At 32.6% G+C, this 18,733-nt stretch carries 21 protein-coding genes and 1 pseudogene; all 22 read right to left on the bottom strand.

Annotated elements, in window-relative coordinates; genetic code table 11:
* Nucleotides 1-1,395, bottom strand: coding sequence for a F0F1 ATP synthase subunit beta (gene atpD, locus ACI48P_RS21200; RefSeq protein ID WP_475219362.1), 1,395 nt, complete (start codon nucleotides 1,393-1,395; stop codon nucleotides 1-3).
* Nucleotides 1,396-1,410: 15 nt separating this feature from the next.
* On the bottom strand, nucleotides 1,411-2,262 hold the full coding sequence (gene atpG, locus ACI48P_RS21195) for an ATP synthase F1 subunit gamma (RefSeq protein WP_475219360.1): 852 nt from the start codon (nucleotides 2,260-2,262) through the stop codon (nucleotides 1,411-1,413).
* Nucleotides 2,263-2,289: 27 nt separating this feature from the next.
* Nucleotides 2,290-3,792 (bottom strand): F0F1 ATP synthase subunit alpha, encoded by a 1,503-nt coding sequence (gene atpA / locus ACI48P_RS21190; RefSeq protein WP_475219358.1) that lies wholly within the window; start codon nucleotides 3,790-3,792, stop codon nucleotides 2,290-2,292.
* Nucleotides 3,793-3,807: 15 nt separating this feature from the next.
* A complete protein-coding gene (locus ACI48P_RS21185) occupies nucleotides 3,808-4,350 on the bottom strand; it encodes a F0F1 ATP synthase subunit delta (RefSeq protein ID WP_475219356.1) in 543 nt (180 codons plus the stop codon).
* A complete protein-coding gene (gene atpF, locus ACI48P_RS21180; protein ID WP_475219354.1) occupies nucleotides 4,347-4,847 on the bottom strand; it encodes a F0F1 ATP synthase subunit B in 501 nt (166 codons plus the stop codon). Before atpF ends, ACI48P_RS21185 begins: the two co-directional genes overlap by 4 nt.
* A gap of 93 nt (nucleotides 4,848-4,940) precedes the next feature.
* A complete protein-coding gene (gene atpE, locus ACI48P_RS21175) occupies nucleotides 4,941-5,189 on the bottom strand; it encodes an ATP synthase F0 subunit C (RefSeq protein WP_475219392.1) in 249 nt (82 codons plus the stop codon).
* Between the two features lie 111 nt (nucleotides 5,190-5,300).
* Complete coding sequence (gene atpB / locus ACI48P_RS21170) at nucleotides 5,301-6,008, bottom strand: F0F1 ATP synthase subunit A (RefSeq protein ID WP_475219352.1); 708 nt, start codon at nucleotides 6,006-6,008, stop codon at nucleotides 5,301-5,303.
* Nucleotides 6,009-6,011: 3 nt separating this feature from the next.
* Nucleotides 6,012-6,401 (bottom strand): ATP synthase subunit I, encoded by a 390-nt coding sequence (locus ACI48P_RS21165; protein ID WP_475219351.1) that lies wholly within the window; start codon nucleotides 6,399-6,401, stop codon nucleotides 6,012-6,014.
* A gap of 4 nt (nucleotides 6,402-6,405) precedes the next feature.
* Nucleotides 6,406-6,633, bottom strand: a complete 228-nt coding sequence (locus ACI48P_RS21160) for an AtpZ/AtpI family protein (protein ID WP_475219349.1) — start codon at nucleotides 6,631-6,633, stop codon at nucleotides 6,406-6,408.
* Between the two features lie 260 nt (nucleotides 6,634-6,893).
* A complete protein-coding gene (locus ACI48P_RS21155) occupies nucleotides 6,894-7,334 on the bottom strand; it encodes a deoxycytidylate deaminase (protein WP_475219347.1) in 441 nt (146 codons plus the stop codon).
* Nucleotides 7,335-7,523: 189 nt separating this feature from the next.
* Nucleotides 7,524-8,153: a uracil phosphoribosyltransferase gene (gene upp / locus ACI48P_RS21150; RefSeq protein WP_475219345.1), complete on the bottom strand. Its 630-nt coding sequence runs from the start codon at nucleotides 8,151-8,153 to the stop codon at nucleotides 7,524-7,526.
* Between the two features lie 13 nt (nucleotides 8,154-8,166).
* Nucleotides 8,167-8,619, bottom strand: a complete 453-nt coding sequence (gene rpiB, locus ACI48P_RS21145) for a ribose 5-phosphate isomerase B (RefSeq protein ID WP_475219343.1) — start codon at nucleotides 8,617-8,619, stop codon at nucleotides 8,167-8,169.
* A 98-nt stretch (nucleotides 8,620-8,717) separates the two neighbouring features.
* A complete protein-coding gene (locus tag ACI48P_RS21140) occupies nucleotides 8,718-9,758 on the bottom strand; it encodes an L-threonylcarbamoyladenylate synthase (RefSeq protein ID WP_475219342.1) in 1,041 nt (346 codons plus the stop codon).
* 29 nt (nucleotides 9,759-9,787) lie between these two features.
* The gene (locus ACI48P_RS21135; RefSeq protein ID WP_475219340.1) at nucleotides 9,788-10,468 is read right to left on the bottom strand and encodes a ZIP family metal transporter; all 681 of its coding nucleotides are present in this window, start codon (nucleotides 10,466-10,468) and stop codon (nucleotides 9,788-9,790) included.
* A 97-nt stretch (nucleotides 10,469-10,565) separates the two neighbouring features.
* The gene (gene prfA, locus ACI48P_RS21130) at nucleotides 10,566-11,630 is read right to left on the bottom strand and encodes a peptide chain release factor 1 (protein ID WP_475219338.1); all 1,065 of its coding nucleotides are present in this window, start codon (nucleotides 11,628-11,630) and stop codon (nucleotides 10,566-10,568) included.
* A 42-nt stretch (nucleotides 11,631-11,672) separates the two neighbouring features.
* Entirely contained in the window at nucleotides 11,673-12,524 is an 852-nt protein-coding gene (gene prmC, locus ACI48P_RS21125) for a peptide chain release factor N(5)-glutamine methyltransferase (protein ID WP_475219337.1), read from the bottom strand.
* An 18-nt stretch (nucleotides 12,525-12,542) separates the two neighbouring features.
* On the bottom strand, nucleotides 12,543-13,436 hold the full coding sequence (locus tag ACI48P_RS21120) for a DUF1385 domain-containing protein (RefSeq protein ID WP_475219335.1): 894 nt from the start codon (nucleotides 13,434-13,436) through the stop codon (nucleotides 12,543-12,545).
* A 106-nt stretch (nucleotides 13,437-13,542) separates the two neighbouring features.
* Complete coding sequence (locus ACI48P_RS21115) at nucleotides 13,543-14,118, bottom strand: thymidine kinase (protein WP_475219334.1); 576 nt, start codon at nucleotides 14,116-14,118, stop codon at nucleotides 13,543-13,545.
* A gap of 62 nt (nucleotides 14,119-14,180) precedes the next feature.
* The gene (gene rpmE, locus ACI48P_RS21110; protein ID WP_475219333.1) at nucleotides 14,181-14,381 is read right to left on the bottom strand and encodes a 50S ribosomal protein L31; all 201 of its coding nucleotides are present in this window, start codon (nucleotides 14,379-14,381) and stop codon (nucleotides 14,181-14,183) included.
* Nucleotides 14,382-14,489: 108 nt separating this feature from the next.
* Complete coding sequence (gene rho, locus ACI48P_RS21105) at nucleotides 14,490-16,121, bottom strand: transcription termination factor Rho (protein WP_475219332.1); 1,632 nt, start codon at nucleotides 16,119-16,121, stop codon at nucleotides 14,490-14,492.
* Between the two features lie 419 nt (nucleotides 16,122-16,540).
* Nucleotides 16,541-17,542: a class II fructose-bisphosphatase gene (gene glpX / locus ACI48P_RS21100; RefSeq protein ID WP_475219330.1), complete on the bottom strand. Its 1,002-nt coding sequence runs from the start codon at nucleotides 17,540-17,542 to the stop codon at nucleotides 16,541-16,543.
* A gap of 396 nt (nucleotides 17,543-17,938) precedes the next feature.
* Nucleotides 17,939-18,619 (bottom strand): annotated as a pseudogene (locus ACI48P_RS21095) (UTP--glucose-1-phosphate uridylyltransferase); the annotation flags it as partial.
* Nucleotides 18,620-18,733 lie beyond the last annotated feature (114 nt).

Raw genomic sequence — 18,733 nt, 5'->3', positions numbered from 1 at the left:
TTATCTACTCTCCTTCCCTTTCGCAACTGCTTCTTCTACACTTCCTACGAATAAGAATGCTGATTCTGGTAAGTGGTCATACTTACCTTCAAGTATTTCCTTGAAACTTCTTATAGTTTCTTTTAATGGTACGTATTTACCAGCAAATCCTGTGAATTGCTCAGCAACGTGGAATGGTTGAGATAAGAATCTTTGTACTCTTCTAGCACGAGCAACTGTTAACTTATCTTCATCTGATAATTCATCCATACCAAGGATAGCTATTATATCTTGAAGTTCGTTGTATCTTTGTAATATAGATTGAACTCCTCTAGCTACTTCGTAATGTTCTTTACCAACTATGTTAGGGTCAAGAACTCTTGAGCTTGACTCTAGTGGGTCAACCGCTGGGAATATCCCTAGAGATGCTATTTGTCTAGATAAAACTGTTTTAGCATCTAAGTGGTTGAATGTTGTAGCTGGTGCCGGGTCAGTTAAGTCATCGGCAGGAACATAAACAGCTTGAACAGATGTTATCGATCCACTCTTAGTAGATGTTATTCTTTCTTGTAATCTACCCATCTCTGTAGCAAGTGTTGGTTGGTATCCAACTGCTGATGGAGTACGTCCAAGAAGCGCTGAAACCTCAGATCCAGCTTGAGTGAATCTGAATATGTTATCAACGAATAATAACACGTCTTGATTTTCTTTATCTCTGAAGTATTCTGCCATTGTAAGACCTGTTAACGCAACTCTCATTCTCGCTCCAGGTGGCTCATTCATTTGTCCGAATACTAGAGCTGTTTTGTTTATAACTCCAGATTCATCCATTTCATGGTAAAGGTCATTTCCTTCTCTTGTTCTTTCTCCAACACCTGCGAATACTGATATACCACCGTGTTGCTTAGCTATATTGTTTATAAGCTCTTGTATAAGAACTGTTTTACCAACTCCAGCTCCTCCGAATAGACCTATCTTACCACCCTTTAAGTATGGTGCAAGTAAGTCAACTACCTTTATACCTGTTTCAAGTATTTCAGCAGTTGGTTGTAATTCTTCGAATTCTGGTGCTTCTCTATGTATCGGTAATTCAGGAGCATCTTGAGGTGCTTCCTTACCATCAACTGGTTGACCTAATACATTGAATATTCTACCTAATGTTGCATTACCAACAGGTACACTTATTGGAGCTCCTGTATCTACAACATCCATCCCTCTAACAAGTCCGTCCGTAGAACTCATTGAGATACATCTAACAGTGTCTCCACCAACATGTTGTGCAACTTCTACTACTATTTCTTCGTCTCCGTGCTTTATCACTAATGCATTTAATAGATTAGGTAAGCTTTTTTCACTATCAAACTTAACGTCTAATACTGGTCCTATGACTTGAACTATTTTACCTACATTTGCCATGTCCTAACCTCCTTATTATTGAGCTGAAGCCCCCGCAACTATCTCAGATATCTCTTGAGTAACTGCCGCTTGTCTTGCTCTATTATAAACTAATTCTAATTTCGATATCATTTCAGTAGCGTTGTCAGTAGCAGATTCCATCGCTGTTCTTCTTGCAGCTTGTTCAGATGCATAAGATTCAGCTATAGCTCCGTATACACTTCCTGATACATACTTAGGTAATATATAACCTAATACTGCATCTGCAGAAGGTAAATATTGTACTGCAGCTCTACTCTTTTTTAATTCTAATTCTTCATTTTTATCTATAGTAACAGGTAATAATTTAACTACTTTCGGCTCTTGCGATATAGCAGATATAAACTCTGTATAAACAAGATTAACTTCGTCAACTTCACCGTTTTTATAAGCTTCCATAGCAACTTGTGCTACTCTATTTGCATCTTCATAAACAGCATCTTCTACAGATTCTATAGAGTCTATTATTTCATATCCTCTCTTAGATAAAGATTCCTTAGCTTTTTTACCTACAGAAATTACTTTACCGCCATTTGAATTGTTATGAGCAATCACAGCTTTTAAAATGTTAGAGTTGTATCCTCCAGCAAGTCCTCTGTCTCCAGCTATTACTATATAACATACGTTTTTAACGTCTCTCTCTTTTAGAAATACATTTTTATTTCCACTCGTATTGCCAGCTATATCCTGTACAGTACTGTATAGAGTATTGAAATATGGTCTAGCACTTTCAGCTCTGTCTTTAGCTTTTCTAAATTTAGAAGATGCAACTAATTCCATAGCCTTAGTTATTTGCTTAGTACTCTCAACACTCTTAATACGAGTTTTAATTTCCTTCATTCCTGCCATTTGAGTTACCTCCTTTTTTAAAAAGGATTACGCTTCTATAACAAATTTTTTCTTAAATTCATTTATAGCGTTAGTTAATTCTTTTGCGAAGTCTCCGCTTTCAAGAATTTTCTTTCCTATTTCTGGATAATTTATATTAACGAATTCATATAATTCTTTTTCAAATCTTTGTATGTTATTAACAGGTATATCTGCTAATAAGTCATTAGTTACTGCATGTATTATCATAACTTGGTTTTCAACAGCTATCGGTTGATGTTCACCTTGCTTTAATACTTCAACTATTCTTTCCCCTTGAGCAAGTCTCTTCTTAGTATCTTCGTCTAAGTCAGATCCAAACTGAGCGAATGCCGCAAGTTCTTTGTATTGAGAGTAAAGAAGCTTTAATGGTCCAGCAACTTTCTTCATTGATTTTATTTGAGCTGATCCTCCAACTCTTGATACTGATATACCAGGGTCAACTGCTGGTCTTATACCTGCGTAGAATAATTCTGGCGTTAAGTATATTTGTCCATCAGTGATTGATATAACGTTAGTTGGTATATATGCAGAAACGTCTCCACCTTGAGTTTCGATTATAGGTAATGCAGTTATAGAACCTGCTCCTAATTCATCAGATAACTTAGCAGCTCTCTCTAGAAGTCTTGAGTGTAAGTAGAATACATCTCCTGGATACGCCTCACGACCTGGTGGTCTCTTAAGTAATAATGACATCTCTCTGTATGCTACGGCATGCTTAGTTAAATCATCATATACTATTAACACGTGCTTTCCTTCAAACATAAATTCTTCACCCATTGTAACCCCAGCATATGGTGCTAAGAATTGAAGTGGTGCAGATTCAGATGCAGAAGCAGATACAACTATTGTATAATCCATAGCTCCGTGCTTTTCAAAAGTATTAACTAATTGAGCTACTGTAGAACGCTTTTGTCCTATAGCAACATATATACATATAACATCTTTACCTTTTTGGTTAAGTATTGTATCTATAGCTATTGCTGATTTACCAGTTTGTCTATCACCTATTATAAGCTCTCTTTGCCCTTTACCTATTGGTATCATGGCATCTATAGCTTTTATACCTGTTTCAAGTGGTTGATGAACAGATTTTCTAGCCATTATTCCTGTTGCAGGAGATTCAACTGGTCTAGTTTTATTAGAATTTATTGGTCCTTTACCATCTATTGGTTGACCTAATGAGTTTACTACTCTTCCTATTAATGCTTCACCTACAGGAACTGAAACAACCGCACCAGTTCTCTTAACGATGTCACCTTCTTTTATACCTTGGTCATTACCAAGCATAACTGCCCCAACCATGTCTTCTTCAAGGTTAAGAGCCATTCCATATACTTCACCAGGGAATTCTAAAAGTTCTCCAGCCATAGCTTTTTCTAATCCGTAAACACTCGCTATACCATCACCAACTTTTAAAACACTACCTGTATCAGTTAACTCAACTTTATTTTCATAATTCTTTATTTGTTCTTTTATTATAGAACTTATTTCTTCAGGTCTTAAGTTCATGGGTTCACCGCCATTCTAAGATATTACTTGAGATAATTGGTCTTTCATCTTCGCTAAACGAGACTTAACCGTACCATCTATCTCTTCGTTTCCAAGTCTAACTAGAACTCCACCTAATATAGACTGGTCAACTTGATTTTCTAAAGTAACATTTTTATTGTATTTGCTTGAAAGTTTAGCTTCAAGCGCTTTTATTTCATCTTCGTCCATAGCAACCGCAGTTATTGCGATACCTTCTATAACGTTGTTCTTTTCGTTTAATAATTCTTTAAAAGATTTTTCTACAGCTTCTATAGCTGATACTCTATCTTTATCTATTATTATTTTCAAGAAATTATTTAAGTTAGCACTTATTTGGCCAGCAAAAACTTTTTCGACTAAGCTCTTCTTGTCTAGCTTTCCAACAAGTGGAGATTTTAAAACACCATAAAAATCTTTGTTAGATTTTAATATATCTACTACTGCTTTTAATTCTTCATATAACTTTGTAGTTGAATTTGTGTCTTCTCCTACTTGAAATAAGGCTTCAGCGTATCTACTTGCTATTACATTTATCATTTAGCCTCGCCTACCTCTTTTATAAAGTTATTTATTAGCTCTTCATGCTTAGATTTATCTATGTCTTTTTCAATAACCTTAGATGCTGCAAGTAATGCTATATCAGATATATCATTCTTGATTTCGTTCATAACTTTTTGTCTTTCTTGTTCAACATCTTTGCTAGCTTTTTCTTTTAAGCTTTGAGCTTCGCCCTTAGCTGCAGATATTATTTCATCAGACTTTTGTTCTGCTCTTAATGTAGCATTCTTAACAATTTCTTGTCCTTCAGCTTTTGCAGACTCTATTTTCACTTCGTATTCTTTCTTTAAAGATATACCTTCTGTTTTAGCCTTTTCACCTTGTGCTAAGTTATTTTGTATATCCTTCTCTCTAGCCTCTATTACTGCTAATACCGGCTTGAATAGAAGTTTCTTTAAAAGTACAAACACTAAAAAAGTATTTATTACTTGAAATAATAATTCATATGATACGTCTATCAGTGGCTTAAATTCCATTGTTATCCTCCTTTCTACCAATCACAATTCGTAATTAGGAGATGGTGTTACCATCTCCTTTACGACTTTTATTCTAATATTCTTACCCTAAAATTACTTTATGAATGGGTTAGCGAATAGAAGGATTATTGCTATAACAAGTCCATATATACCAGTAGATTCTGCTACCGCAGCTCCAAGTAACATTGTAGATATTATATCTCCTTTAGCTTCTGGTTGGTTACCAACTGCTTCTGCACCTTTACCTGCTGCGAACCCTTGTCCTATACCAGCTCCTATACCTGTTATAACTGCTAAACCAGCTCCTACAGCTGAACCAGCTGCTACTATAGCTTGTGCCATTGTTAAATCCATTTTAATTTCCTCCTTGGGTTTTTAAAAATTTTCTTTTAATTTTTTTTGATTTTTCTTTTAATATTATAAAGTATCTTTATTAACTCTATTAAACTACTATTAATCTGCTTCCGCAGCATTTCCAACGAATACCATTGTTAACATTATAAATATGAATGATTGCAGCAATCCTGCAAACAAGTCAAAGTATAAATGTAATGGTACTGGTATTATCAACTGACCAAACGGTATTGATACCCCTGGAATTAAAGTTGACAGCCATCCTAGGAATTGGTATAAAAGTGACATTATAACTGCACCACCAAGTATATTCCCGAATGGACGGAATGTTAATGATATTGGTTTAGCAAATTCACCTATAATATTTAAAGGTAATAATACAGGTATTGGCTCCAATAATCCTTTAAAGTACGATGGTCCACTAGCTTTTATACCAGCGTAGTAAATCATGAAGAATGTAATTAGTGCCCATGCTAATGTTGTATCAATATCTGTTGTAGGAGATCTAAATCCTAGTAAACCTATTAGATTCGAACATGCAAAGAATAAAAATAAACTTCCTATGTAAGGTATCATATTAGGCATTCTTTTAACTGCTTTTTCTCCCATAGTATCAGTTACTAACTTTACAAGTGTCGTAACTGCATATTCTAGTAATATTTGTGTTTTACTAGTAGGTACCTTCTTTAAGTTACGAGTTAGGAAATAAGATGCTATAGCTAATGCAGCTATTATCATCCAACTTACTATAACTGTTTCACTTATTTTGAAGTCACCAATATATAGGACCCATTGAGCATATCTCATAGCTTACGCCTCCTTTCTTTTTAGTTTGTCTATTAATAAGTTTTTTGATAATATAACAAACTTAGGACTTAATAATCCTAGTGCCACCCCTATAACGCTTAAGTGTGGGGCTTTTGCAGAGACTATTAAAACTACACCTGTTATAGTCATTCTCAATATATATCTAGATGATGTATATAATTGAGCCTTACTAACAGGCATATCGACAGCTTTTTCAATTGTTAAAGCCAATAGTCTAAAGTTTAATAGTGCTATCAAACTACCAAAAATAAGGCCTAACAACATTTGCTTGCTAAAATTTGACGTAATTAAAAGTATTGCCATAATAATTGCATTAAATATTACGACACCTTTTGTTACATATTTTATTTCTTTAAGTAACTTTATATTCATGATATCACTTCCTTTTTGTATATACGACTAGGGTTTTATAAACTCCCATAAATGCGCCTCCAATACCTAAAACTAAAAAGATAAGCATGAAAATAGGACTCGTATTAAGTTTTGTATCTATAAACTTACCTATAAACATACATCCAAATATAGGTATTACCATCATCAAACCAACTTGGCTTATGAGAGATAGCATTTTCGCAGCTTCTATGTATATATTTTTTTTACTCATTAAATAGTATACCTCACTATCATGAAATAATTTATCTAGTACTCTTAGTTAAATAATATTTTTTCCATTTTATCTGAATTTTAGAACTAATTATAAATATGTGTGTAACAAAGGCTAAAATTTTCAAATAATTTAAATTTTAATTTATTTTTAGTTTTATTTCTTATTTTTTTATAATGAAACCTTTTTTGCTATAAGATATATTTTATCACTTTTCGTGTGTTTTTTAAATGTTTTTTTAAGCAAAGACTTTATTTTTTTTACACAAACTGTATCATTTCTATTCCAGCTTCTTTAAGCATTTCTATAGACATTTCATCTGGATAGTCACCTTTATATATTATCTTTGAAATACCTGCATTTATGCACATTTTCGCACATAATACACACGGTCTAGTAGTTACATATAAAGTAGCATCTTTTATACTAACACCATTATGTGCAGCTTGAATAATAGCATTCTGCTCCGCATGTAATGCTCTACATAACTCATGTCTTTCACCTGATGGTATTTTAAGTGCTTCCCTTTGACATCCTATATTTTCACAGTGTTCTAGATTCTTAGGAGATCCATTATAACCTGTTGTTAATATTTGCTTATCTTTAACAATAATAGCCCCTACTTGTCTTCTCGTACAAGTTGATCTTTTTTTAACGATTTCAGCTATTTCCATAAAATATTCATCCCATGATGGTCTCATAATATCTTCTCTCTTTCATTATCATAATCAATAACTGCTTTTTTATATTTGTCAATAACTTAGTCAAATATTTATCATAAATTATATTATATACCTTTATAATTTATTTGTCTAATAAAATCAAAACCGTATATAGTTTTTTTAAACGCAAAAAGAATCTATAGCAATATAGATTCTTTTATGATTTGACTATTTTGTTCCGAATAATCTATCTCCTGCATCGCCTAAACCAGGAACTATGTATCCATGATCATTTAATTTTTCATCTAAAGCTGCAACATATATATCTACGTCACTGTGGTATTTTTGAACTTCAGCTATACCTTCTGGAGCCGCTACTAAGTTTACTAACTTTATTGACTTAGCTCCTTTAGCTTTTAATACGTCTATAGCTGCAACAGCTGATCCGCCTGTAGCAAGCATAGGATCTACTACAATCATTTCTCTCTCTTCTATATCTTGAGGAAGCTTGCAGTAGTATTCTACTGGTTGTAAAGTTTCTGGATCTCTGTATAAACCTACATGTCCTACTTTAGCAGCAGGTATTAAGTTTACTAACCCATCTACCATTCCAAGTCCAGCTCTTAATATAGGTACTATTCCTAATTTTTTTCCTGCTATAACTTTAGATGTTGTTTTTACAACTGGAGTCTCTATTTCTACTTCTTCTAATGGTAAATCTCTAGTTATTTCGTATCCCATTAACATTGTTATTTCTGTTAATAGTTCTCTAAAATCCTTAGACCCTGTATTTACATCTCTCATTAACGTTATTTTGTGTTGTATTAATGGGTGATCTGTTATTATTACTTTACTCATGTTTTTCGTCCTCCTACTTGCTATGCTTCTTTTCTATTTCATTTATCATATCAACTCTTCTAGAGTGTCTATCTCCTTCAAACTCTGTGTTTATCCACGCTTCTACTATTTCTAGAGCTAGTCCTCTTCCTAAAACTCTTTCTCCTAGTGATAACATATTTGCATTGTTATGAGCCTTTGACATTTTTGCTGAAAATACATCAGACACAACAGCACATCTGATTCCAGGAACCTTATTTGCTGCTAAAGATATTCCTATTCCAGTTCCACAACATAATATACCATAATCTACTTCTTTGTTAGCTACAGCATTAGCAACCGTTTCTCCATATAATGGATAATCTACTGAATCTGTAGAGTTCTTAGTTCCAAAATCTACACATTCGATTCCTTTGCTTTCTAAATATTGTATTATATCTGTCTTTAAGTTAAATCCTCCGTGATCACAACCTAAGCCTATTCTCATATGTATTTCCTCCACATTTTTATACTCTAAAATATTAATTGCCTAAAATCCCTTGTCTGATATTATATACAAATGTACACCTTTTTACCAGTAATATTTTACACTTTTATTATTTTGTAACCAGCTGACTTATTTAGTCTATTCATTATAGCCTGTCCAACTCCTTCACGCGGGAACTCTTCTGAGTAAACTATGTCTATTTTTCTTTCGTCCATTTCTCTAAGAACACCAAATAAATTACTTCCTACTTCTTCTAAAGTGTCACCTAATCCAACAGCTTCACAGCTATACAAATTAACATTTTTGTTAAGACACATAACTCCTGTTTTTTGACCTCTTTCAAAATTAGTTTTTGATAATTCGTTAATTTTATTAATAACATCTTCTTCCTTACCAGATACTATGTATACATCTGCATCTGGAGAATAATGTGTATACTTCATTCCTGGTGCCTTAGCTTTTATGTTATCTTCTTTCTTTTCTATGGATGGATCTATTTCAACTTGTCCTACAATTTTTTCTAAATCTTCCTTTGTAATACTTCCTGGTCTAAGTATCATAGGAATATCAGAAGTCATATCTAGCACAGTAGATTCTAATCCAAAGTTACAGTCTCCTCCTAAAACAATTCCATCTACTCTACCATTCATTTCTTCATATACATGTTTTGCTTTAGTAGGAGATGGCCTTCCTGATATATTTGCAGAAGGAGCTGCAATAGGAACACCAGCTTGTTTAATTATTTCTCTCGCTATTTTGTGAGACGGCATTCTTATTGCAACTGTATCTAATCCTCCGCTTGTTCTATTTGGAATTATAGATTTCTTCTTTAATATTATTGTTATAGGACCTGGCCAAAAATTATCCATTACGATTTCAGCTTTTTCACTTATGTCTTTAGCTAAATCATAAACTTCATCTTTTTCATAAATATGTACTATTAGTGGATTATCACTAGGTCTTCCTTTTGCTTCATATATCTTTATTACTGCGTCATCCTCTAGTGCGTTTGCTCCTAATCCATATACAGTTTCTGTAGGAAAAATAACTGTTTTTCCTTCTTTTAATAATTTTGCTTGTTTTTTTATTTCTTCTATATTAATGTCTTCTATTTCTATATTACTTATAATAGTTTTCATCCTTTGTATACCTACCTTTGTTTTTGGTTCTAAAAACAACTTACAATTAGTGTTCCAACCAAAAATCCTATTATGCAAAATAAAGTTCTCGATTTAGGAAATATTTCTTCTAATACAACATACATCATTGTACCTGCTGCTATAGCAAGAAATACGCCTATAAGAGAGCTAAACATTCCGCCAAAATATGCACCTAAGAAGCTTCCTATTCCCATAGGTATACCTGCTATTATTGTAAATAGTATTACCTTGGTAATTTTCATTTTGCTTCCTACTAAGCTAAGTGCCATGGCTAGGCCTTCTGGTATATTATGTATTCCAATTACTAATGCTAGTGTTAATCCTAAAGCCTCTGTTGACATAAATGATGAACCTATAGCTAGACCTTCTGGCAAATTATGAAGAAGTATACTTATAAATATAAGATACCCCGACTTCATATCTTTAGATACGTCTAATCTTGTTTTTATAAACATTGTAATAAGTACACCTACAAATATGAATAAAACTGTATAAAAAACACCCATCATATCCATAGCTTCCTTCATTAAGTCAAAAACTACTACGGCTAGCATTATTCCCCCAGATAATCCCATAAAAAAGTCTAAATATCTATTAACTTCTTTTCTGAAAATAGCTGATATTACACCACCAATTCCAGTTCCTAGGACACCTGCTAAAAGCCCTATTAACGTTACTTTTAGTATCATATTCTCCTCCTTGTACCTTTATATAACAGTATATACAATCTCCATGTATAACATGACCTAAAAGTGGTTAAAGAAAAATCCCTAATAAATTAGGGATTTATATTGATGTCATCTTTTCTGTTTGGTCAACAGTAATTAAAGCATCAAGCATTTCGTCGATATCTCCATCTAGGAATGTATCTAACTTATATAACGTTAAGTTTATTCTATGGTCACTTACTCTACCTTGTGGATAGTTGTAAGTTCTTATTCTTTCAGATCTATCTCCTGTACCAACTTGACTCTTTCTTTCAGCAGCTATATCTTTATTTTGTTCAGCTATAGCTTTATCGTTAAGTCTTGCAGATAATATTTTAAGAGCTTGCTCTTTGTTCTTTAATTGTGACTTACCATCTTGACAAGATACTACTTCTCCTGTTGGTATATGTGTTATTCTTACCGCAGAGTCAGTAGTATTAACACTTTGTCCACCATTTCCTGAAGAACGGAACACGTCTATTCTTAAGTCATTAGGGTTTATGTTTACTTCTACTGTATCAACTTCTGGTAAAACCGCAACTGTAGCAGTAGATGTATGGATTCTTCCTCCTGATTCAGTAGCAGGTATTCTTTGAACTCTATGAACTCCTGACTCATACTTAAGTCTTGAGTATGCACCTTTACCTTTTATAAGGAAAGATACTTCTTTATATCCACCAACACCAGTGTCACTTGCACTTAGTAGTTCCATTTTCCATCTTCTTCTTTCAGCGTATCTAGAATACATTCTGAATAAGTTTCCAGCAAATAGAGCAGCTTCGTCTCCACCTGCTCCCCCTCTGATTTCAACTATAACGTTCTTGTCATCGTTAGGGTCCTTAGGTAATAATAATATTTTTAATTCAGCTTCTAATGGTTCTACTTGATCTTCCATTTCTGAAAGTTCCATCTTAGCTAATTCTCTTAACTCTTCATCTGACTCTTCTTGTAATATTTCCTTTGAATCTTGTATATTTGATAATACATCCTTATATTCTCTGTACTTCATTACTATAACTTCTAAGTCAGAATGTTCCTTCATATACTTTTGCCAAGTTTTTTGATCATTTATTACGTCTGGATCACTTATCTTTTCAGTTAAATCTCTATATTTATCCTCTAATACTTCTAATTTTTTTAGCATACTCTCACCTCTTTTATTGTAGCATATCAATTTTTCATTATATCATAGTTTAAAACCTATAACAACTCTATCAATTCCTTGAAGGTCTTTCTTAGTATATATATTAGTATACCCATTGTTTTTCATAATCTCTGATACGTCCTCAGCTTGATCATGACCAACCTCATAGGCTAATATTCCATCCTCATTTATATAGCTTAAAGATTGCTCTGTTATATCTCTATAAAAATCCAATCCATCTTCTCCACCTTCTAAGGCATTGTAAGGCTCATAATCTTTAACTTGAGTATGAAGTGTTTCAATATCCTTTTTAGGTATGTATGGTGGATTCGACACTATAACATCAAATCTTATGTCTTTATCTTTTATAGCACTAAATAAATCTGACTTCACAAACTCTACCTTAGAGTCTACGCCATTGGCAATTGCATTCTTCTTACCTACTTCTAAAGGTATATCAGATATATCAAATGACATCAACTTAGATTTCTCTATATATTTTGCCAAACTTACAGTTATGGCTCCAGAGCCAGTACCTATATCTAGAATACTAACATCATCTCTATCTTTACAAAGCTCTATAACTTCTTCAACTAAAGGCTCTGTATCTGGTCTAGGAATTAATACACCTTCTTTTACATAAAAATCAAGTCCCATAAACTCCCTATTTCCTACTATATAAGCTATAGGTCTTCCATTTAACCTTTCTTTTATAAGTTCTAAGAAAAGTTCTTCTTGTTCCTTAGTTAATTCTTTATTAATATTCAGATGTATATATAATCTATCTACTCCACCTAAAGCTTTTTCTAACAATAATTCTATATCTAGTCTCGGAGTATCACTTATATCTTTAAGTTCTTCTGAATATTTAATGATTATTTCTCTTATTGTCATTAATATCTCCTTAATTTTCTAATCTAATACAGCTTTTAACGCTTCTAAAGCTACTTCTAATTGCTCATCATCTGGCTCTCTCGTTGTAAACTTTTGTAACATCATACCTGGATATGCAATAATTTTTGTAAATTTATTGTTATATTTCCCAAGAAATCTTATTATTTCGTAAGATATTCCCGCAACTATAGGTATACATAATATTCTCATTACTATCCTTACAAATGGATTTGGCCACCCAAAGAATGAAAATAAAACTATAGATGTTAGCATAACTATAAATAAAAAGTTTGTTCCACATCTTGGATGTAGAGTTGTAAACTGTCTTGCATTTTCCACTGTAAGTTCTAAGTCATTTTCATAACAATAAATAGACTTATGCTCTGCTCCATGATATTGATATACTCTTTCTATGTCCTTATTTCTAGAAATCAATACTATGTATCCAAATAAAATACCTATTCTTATTAAACCTTCTATTAAGTTAAGAGCTAAATTACTCGATATTACCCTAGAGAACATGCCTCCTATTGCTGTTGGTAAAAGTATAAATAACCCTACCGAAAGAACTAACGCTAATACCATAGAAAACCCGATAATAACATCATTTGCTTTATCCTTAAATATTTTTCTAAGGAATTGATCAAACTTATCTTCCTCTTCATCTTCCATAAAAAATTCTGATGAGAAGTTCAAGCTTTTCATACCTTCAATCATTGTCTCTATTAAAACAAATGAACCTCTTACAAAAGGTATTTTGCTTATATTCTTCTCATTTATCCAACTTTTTATTTTGTTTTTCTCTATAACAATCTCTCCATCACTTTTTCTCACTGCTATTGCTCTTTTTTTCTTTGACTGCATCATAACGCCTTCAATAACAGCTTGACCCCCTACAGACGACTTCTTCATACATTCACCTCATTAACAAATTATAATACCTATTATAATACAAAAACGCCCCTTAAAGTAGATACTATAAAAACTTATTTCTCTTACCTTAAGGGGCTATTATATATTATTTATAAACTACATGACACTTTCTGCATCTAGCTTCATAACTTTCTACTGCTCCTACTTGTATAATAGGATCATCATATCTTGCAGGCTTTCCATCTATTAATCTTTGAGATCTTGTAGCTGGTTGTCCACAAACTGAACATATAGCTTGTATTTTATCAACAAACTCTGCAACAGCTAAAAGTTTTGGAGTAGGACCAAATGGCTCACCTTTAAAGTCCATATCTAATCCTGCAGCAATAACTCTTATACCTTTGTCTGCAAGGTCTATAGCTATATCAACAACCTTTTCATCAAAGAATTGAACTTCGTCTATACCTACAACTTGAGTCTTGCTATCTATATAATCGTATATTTCAGATGAGTTACTTATAGGAATAGCATTTATTGCATTACCACTATGAGAAACTACATCTTCTTTACTATATCTATCATCTATTTTTGGCTTAAATACCACAACATTTTGTTTTGCTATTTTAGCTCTTTTAAGTCTTCTTATAAGTTCTTCACTTTTTCCACTATACATCGGCCCTATAACAGCCTCTATATATCCATGATTGACTGGTCTGTACATAACTTAGAACCCCCTTGTTACAATAAAATAGGAGTTGGCTACCCAACTCCACATTTATAAAATTAGTCCATTTTGAATCTCTTCTTGAACTTATCGATTCTTCCACCAGCTTCTATATTCTTTTGCTTTCCAGTGTAGAAAGGATGGCATTCTGAACATATTTCTATCTTTATTTCGTCCTTAGTAGATCCAGCCATGAATGTGTTTCCACAAGCACACTTAACCTCTACAGCATTGTATTTTGGTTGTATATCCTTTTGCATTTATCTTCACCTCTTTCTGCATTTTTTATATTAATTTTACTTTTTACATTATCAACTACACCATTATAACACAAGTTTTTTATCGATTCAAGGTGTTTTTATTTTAGTTTAAAGCGCCTTAATCGATTTAACAAATTCGTCATTATTCTTAGTTCTCTTAAGTAATTCTATGACTTTATCAGTAACTTCCATCACAGAATTATTACTCATTTCTCTTCTTAGCCTCCATAGAGCTGTTTTCTCTTCTTCACTAAGTAAAAGATCTTCTTTTCTCGTTCCAGACTTGTAGATATCTACTGCTGGGAATATTCTCTTTTCGGCTAACTTTCTATCTAAGTTTAATTCCATATTTCCAGTTCCCTTAAACTCTTCAAAGATTACATCATCCATTCTTGATCCAGTTTCAACTAAAGCAGTCGCTAATATTGTAAGCGATCCACCTTGTCTTATATTTCTAGCTGCTCCAAAGAATTTTTTAGGACCATGTAATGCACCTGGGTCTAGACCTCCTGAAAGAGTTCTACCCGTAGGTGATATCGTTAAGTTATAGGCTCTTGCTAGTCTAGTGATACTGTCTAATAATATCACAACATCCTTGCCATGTTCAACTAGTCTTTGTGCTCTATTTAATACCATTTCTGCCACTTTTACGTGATGGCTTGATACTTGATCAAAAGTTGAATATATTACATCTCCATCTATAGATTCTCTCATATCAGTAACTTCTTCCGGTCTCTCATCTATAAGAAGTACTATTAATTCAACATTCGGATGATTTTTTGCAATACTATTTGCCACATTTTTCAATAGACTAGTTTTACCTGCCTTAGGAGGTGCAACAATTAATCCTCTTTGCCCTTTACCTATAGGAGATACTAAATCTATTAACCTTGTAGCTATATCACTTTGACTTCTTTCTAATGTTAGTCTTTCTTCTGGATAAATCGGAGTTAATAATTCAAAAGCTTTTCTCTGAATAGCCGTTTCAGGATTTTCATCATTAATCTTTTGAACATATAAAAGTGCTCTAAACTTTTCTCCTGTTTTTGGATGTCTAGTTATTCCTTTTATTTTATCTCCTGTTTTCATATTGAATCTTCTTATTTGAGAAGGCGATACATAAACATCTCCTTCAGTAGATAAATAATTCGATCCTCTTAAGAAACCAAATCCATCTGGTAATATTTCAAGGACACCCATTACTTCATCTTCTTTTGAAGTATTGAACTCATCCACTATTTTAGATTCATCAACAACCTTTGGAGTATAATAGTTTTTGTTATTCATGCTATTATTATTCATAGCATTACCATTATTTCCATTGTTTATGTAATTCCCATTGGAATTATTATTTCTAGAAGGTCTATTTTCTGAGCTATGACCCCTATTTTCATAGTTTTGTTGTCTATTTTCATTTCTTTGGTTTCTACCATCATTATTACGTGAATTATTTTGATTTTCTTCTCTTTTTATGTATGGCTTAATATATGGTTTATTTTCTTGTCTTGAGTTCACTTTAATATTCTCTTCCGCACTTTTATTTTCAACCGGCTTGTCATTTTTTAAAACATTTTCACTTGCTACTACTTCTTTATTTGCATTATTATTAATTATCATATCTACCAGTTCACCTTTTTTGTACTTAGTAACTGATTTAATATCCATTTCTTTAGCTATATCTCTTAATTGAGTTAAAGTCTTATTACTTAACTCATCTATTGTTAAATTATTCAATTTCAAAGAAATCCTCCTCTATGTAACTCGGTTTTTATAGTTTTTGGAAATTAAAGGTATGAACAAGAAAAGCTTTATTTTTAAACATTTTATCATCATATTTTATCATTCATCTAACATCACAGTCAACAATTATAAATCTAAACAAGCACAAAAAATTAATCCCTATTCCTCTATTTTATACAATCCCGATTTTTTTTAAACCCCTTCACAACAATTTTATTATATAAATTACTAAAGGCTGCCACCTAATAGTATAATTTTGCAGGAAAATTAAGCGAAAGGGCGTAAATCTAATTTCTAGCTCCATGCAGGCCTTATTTTGGCCTGCATGGAGAAGAAATTAGATTTACGCCCGGAGCGCAATTGCCCGAAAAAAATTCTATTATGTAGCAGCTTCTTTTGTGTTATATAATAAATATCATTTATTGCATATTATATTTTTCCATTAATTCTATTAAAATCTCACTCTTATCTAAGTTATGTGTAGCATCAACAAATCTTATAGTACCTGTCTTAGCTCTCATAACAACAGATTGAGTTGTGGCTCTGTTTCCACTTGCAGGTATAACACCTTTTAATAAATCCCCTTCTGTTATTCCTGTAGCTGCAAAGAATAAGTCATCTCCCTTTGCTAAATCATCTATACTTAATACTTTTTCTATATCTTCATCAGAGAATCCCATCTCATGACATCTCTCTCTTTCTTGATCACTTAATGGATATATTTGTGCTTGCATATCTCCGCCCATAGATTTTATAGCTGCCGCAGTTATTACACCTTCAGGTCCACCACCGATTCCCATAAGCATATCTATACCAGTTTCTTCGAAGCATGTAGCTATACCTGCTGCTACATCTCCATCTCCGAACATTTTTATTCTTGCACCTAAGCTTCTAGCTGCTTCAACTATATCATTGTGTCTTTCTCTATCTTGAACCATTATAGTCATTTGAGAAGTACTTTTCCCTAAAGCCTTTGCAACATTTACTATATTTTCTTTATGACTTTTATTTAAGTCTATGCTTCCTTTTGCCCCTGGTCCAACTATTATTTTCTTCATATAAGTATCTGGTGCGTTTAATAAACTTCCTTTTGCTCCCATAGCTATTACTGCGATTGCATTAGGTAATCCCTTTGCTATTAAAGTTGTTCCATCTAATGGGTCTACTGCTATGTCAACTTCCATACAATCAGGAGTTCCCATACCAACCTTTTCCCCTACATATAGCATTGGGGCTTCATCTAGCTCACCTTCTCCGATTACTACTTCTCCATTTATTTTAACAGACTCAAAAGCTCTTCTCATAGCTTCTACTGCTGCTCCATCTGCTCCATCTTTATCACCTTTCCCCATAAACATAGATGATACTAGTGCTGCCGCTTCCGTTACTCTAACAAGTTCTAATGCCAAATTTCTATCCATAATTACATCCATCTCCTCAGTTAGTCTTATCAAGGAAAATTATATATTATATTTGCCATTTAGTAAACATATATATGCTACTTTTATTTATTTAGTATGTTATATTTATTATATTTAGTTATATAGTAGTGATTATATGTTTTTTATATAAATTTTTTGTCTAATTTACATATATCAACAGCTATAAAATATATTTCAATACACAAAAAAGCACAGAAAGTAGTTAAACTCTCTGTGCTTAAAAGTAGCTAATATTTATATCATAGATGCTAGTAAACTAAATAAAGTAGTCATACTTGTTAGTACAAGTACTACAACTATACTTATAGCTATCATTTTATTTCTTTTCTTCTGTTTTTGCTTTGAATTTGCCATTTATTTTCACCCCACTAATATTTACTTTTGTGTACCTTGTGATTCTTCACATATTTTTCTTAAGTATTGCATAAATCCTTCTTTAAGCTCAGGTCTTTTAAGTGCAAAATCTACTGTTGCTTCTAAGAAACCTAATTTATCTCCAACATCATATCTACGACCTTGGAAATTATATGCATACATAGCTTCTTTTTTAGATAATTCTTTTAGAGCATCTGTAAGTTGTATTTCTCCACCCTTACCTTCCGGAAGGTCCTCTAATATATCAAAAATCTCAGGTGTAATTATATATCTTCCTAATATAGCAATGTTTGATGGTGCGTTACCTGGATCTGGCTTTTCTACAAGATCCTTAACTTTATAAACTCTATCTTCTATATGTTTTGCTGCTATTATACCGTATTTATCTGTATCCTTCATATCAACTTTCTGAACACCTAAAATTGTTGTTCTGTATTCCTCGTATGAATCCATAAGTTGTTTTAAACATGGAACTTCATTATCTACAATGTCATCTCCAAGCATTACCGCAAAAGGTTCATCACCTATAAAGTGTCTTGCACAATATATAGCATCTCCAAGACCTTTAGGTTCCTTTTGTCTTATATAGTGTATATTAATCATATTAGATATTCCTTGCACAATTTCTAATAAGTCTTTTTTACCTTTATTTTCTAACTCTAGTTCTAACTCAACTGCTTTATATAGGAATAGGTAAGACTTTGAAGTTATCTCCATCTTTTCCCCTCCTTCACACCGTACGTGAGAGTTTCCCCTCATACGGCGTTCCAACAATTTGAATTTAGTAATTATAAT

This window comes from Romboutsia sp. LXY-2, from assembly GCF_056171995.1.
The sequence above is the reverse complement of the archived record's forward strand: the minus strand, read 5'-3'. Positions and strand labels throughout refer to the sequence as shown.

Bases quoted from the DNA above. Each gene is read 5' to 3' on its own strand.
- atpD (WP_475219362.1), bottom strand. From the start codon at position 1,395: ATGGCAAATGTAGGTAAAATAGTTCAAGTCATAGGACCAGTATTAGAC.
- atpG (WP_475219360.1), bottom strand. From the start codon at position 2,262: ATGGCAGGAATGAAGGAAATTAAAACTCGTATTAAGAGTGTTGAGAGT.
- atpA (WP_475219358.1), bottom strand. From the start codon at position 3,792: ATGAACTTAAGACCTGAAGAAATAAGTTCTATAATAAAAGAACAAATA.
- ACI48P_RS21185 (WP_475219356.1), bottom strand. From the start codon at position 4,350: ATGATAAATGTAATAGCAAGTAGATACGCTGAAGCCTTATTTCAAGTA.
- atpF (WP_475219354.1), bottom strand. From the start codon at position 4,847: ATGGAATTTAAGCCACTGATAGACGTATCATATGAATTATTATTTCAA.
- atpE (WP_475219392.1), bottom strand. From the start codon at position 5,189: ATGGCACAAGCTATAGTAGCAGCTGGTTCAGCTGTAGGAGCTGGTTTA.
- atpB (WP_475219352.1), bottom strand. From the start codon at position 6,008: ATGAGATATGCTCAATGGGTCCTATATATTGGTGACTTCAAAATAAGT.
- ACI48P_RS21165 (WP_475219351.1), bottom strand. From the start codon at position 6,401: ATGAATATAAAGTTACTTAAAGAAATAAAATATGTAACAAAAGGTGTC.
- ACI48P_RS21160 (WP_475219349.1), bottom strand. From the start codon at position 6,633: ATGAGTAAAAAAAATATATACATAGAAGCTGCGAAAATGCTATCTCTC.
- ACI48P_RS21155 (WP_475219347.1), bottom strand. From the start codon at position 7,334: ATGAGACCATCATGGGATGAATATTTTATGGAAATAGCTGAAATCGTT.
- upp (WP_475219345.1), bottom strand. From the start codon at position 8,153: ATGAGTAAAGTAATAATAACAGATCACCCATTAATACAACACAAAATA.
- rpiB (WP_475219343.1), bottom strand. From the start codon at position 8,619: ATGAGAATAGGCTTAGGTTGTGATCACGGAGGATTTAACTTAAAGACA.
- ACI48P_RS21140 (WP_475219342.1), bottom strand. From the start codon at position 9,758: ATGAAAACTATTATAAGTAATATAGAAATAGAAGACATTAATATAGAA.
- ACI48P_RS21135 (WP_475219340.1), bottom strand. From the start codon at position 10,468: ATGATACTAAAAGTAACGTTAATAGGGCTTTTAGCAGGTGTCCTAGGA.
- prfA (WP_475219338.1), bottom strand. From the start codon at position 11,630: ATGCTAAAAAAATTAGAAGTATTAGAGGATAAATATAGAGATTTAACT.
- prmC (WP_475219337.1), bottom strand. From the start codon at position 12,524: ATGACAATAAGAGAAATAATCATTAAATATTCAGAAGAACTTAAAGAT.
- ACI48P_RS21120 (WP_475219335.1), bottom strand. From the start codon at position 13,436: ATGAAGAAGTCGTCTGTAGGGGGTCAAGCTGTTATTGAAGGCGTTATG.
- ACI48P_RS21115 (WP_475219334.1), bottom strand. From the start codon at position 14,118: ATGTACAGACCAGTCAATCATGGATATATAGAGGCTGTTATAGGGCCG.
- rpmE (WP_475219333.1), bottom strand. From the start codon at position 14,381: ATGCAAAAGGATATACAACCAAAATACAATGCTGTAGAGGTTAAGTGT.
- glpX (WP_475219330.1), bottom strand. From the start codon at position 17,542: ATGGATAGAAATTTGGCATTAGAACTTGTTAGAGTAACGGAAGCGGCA.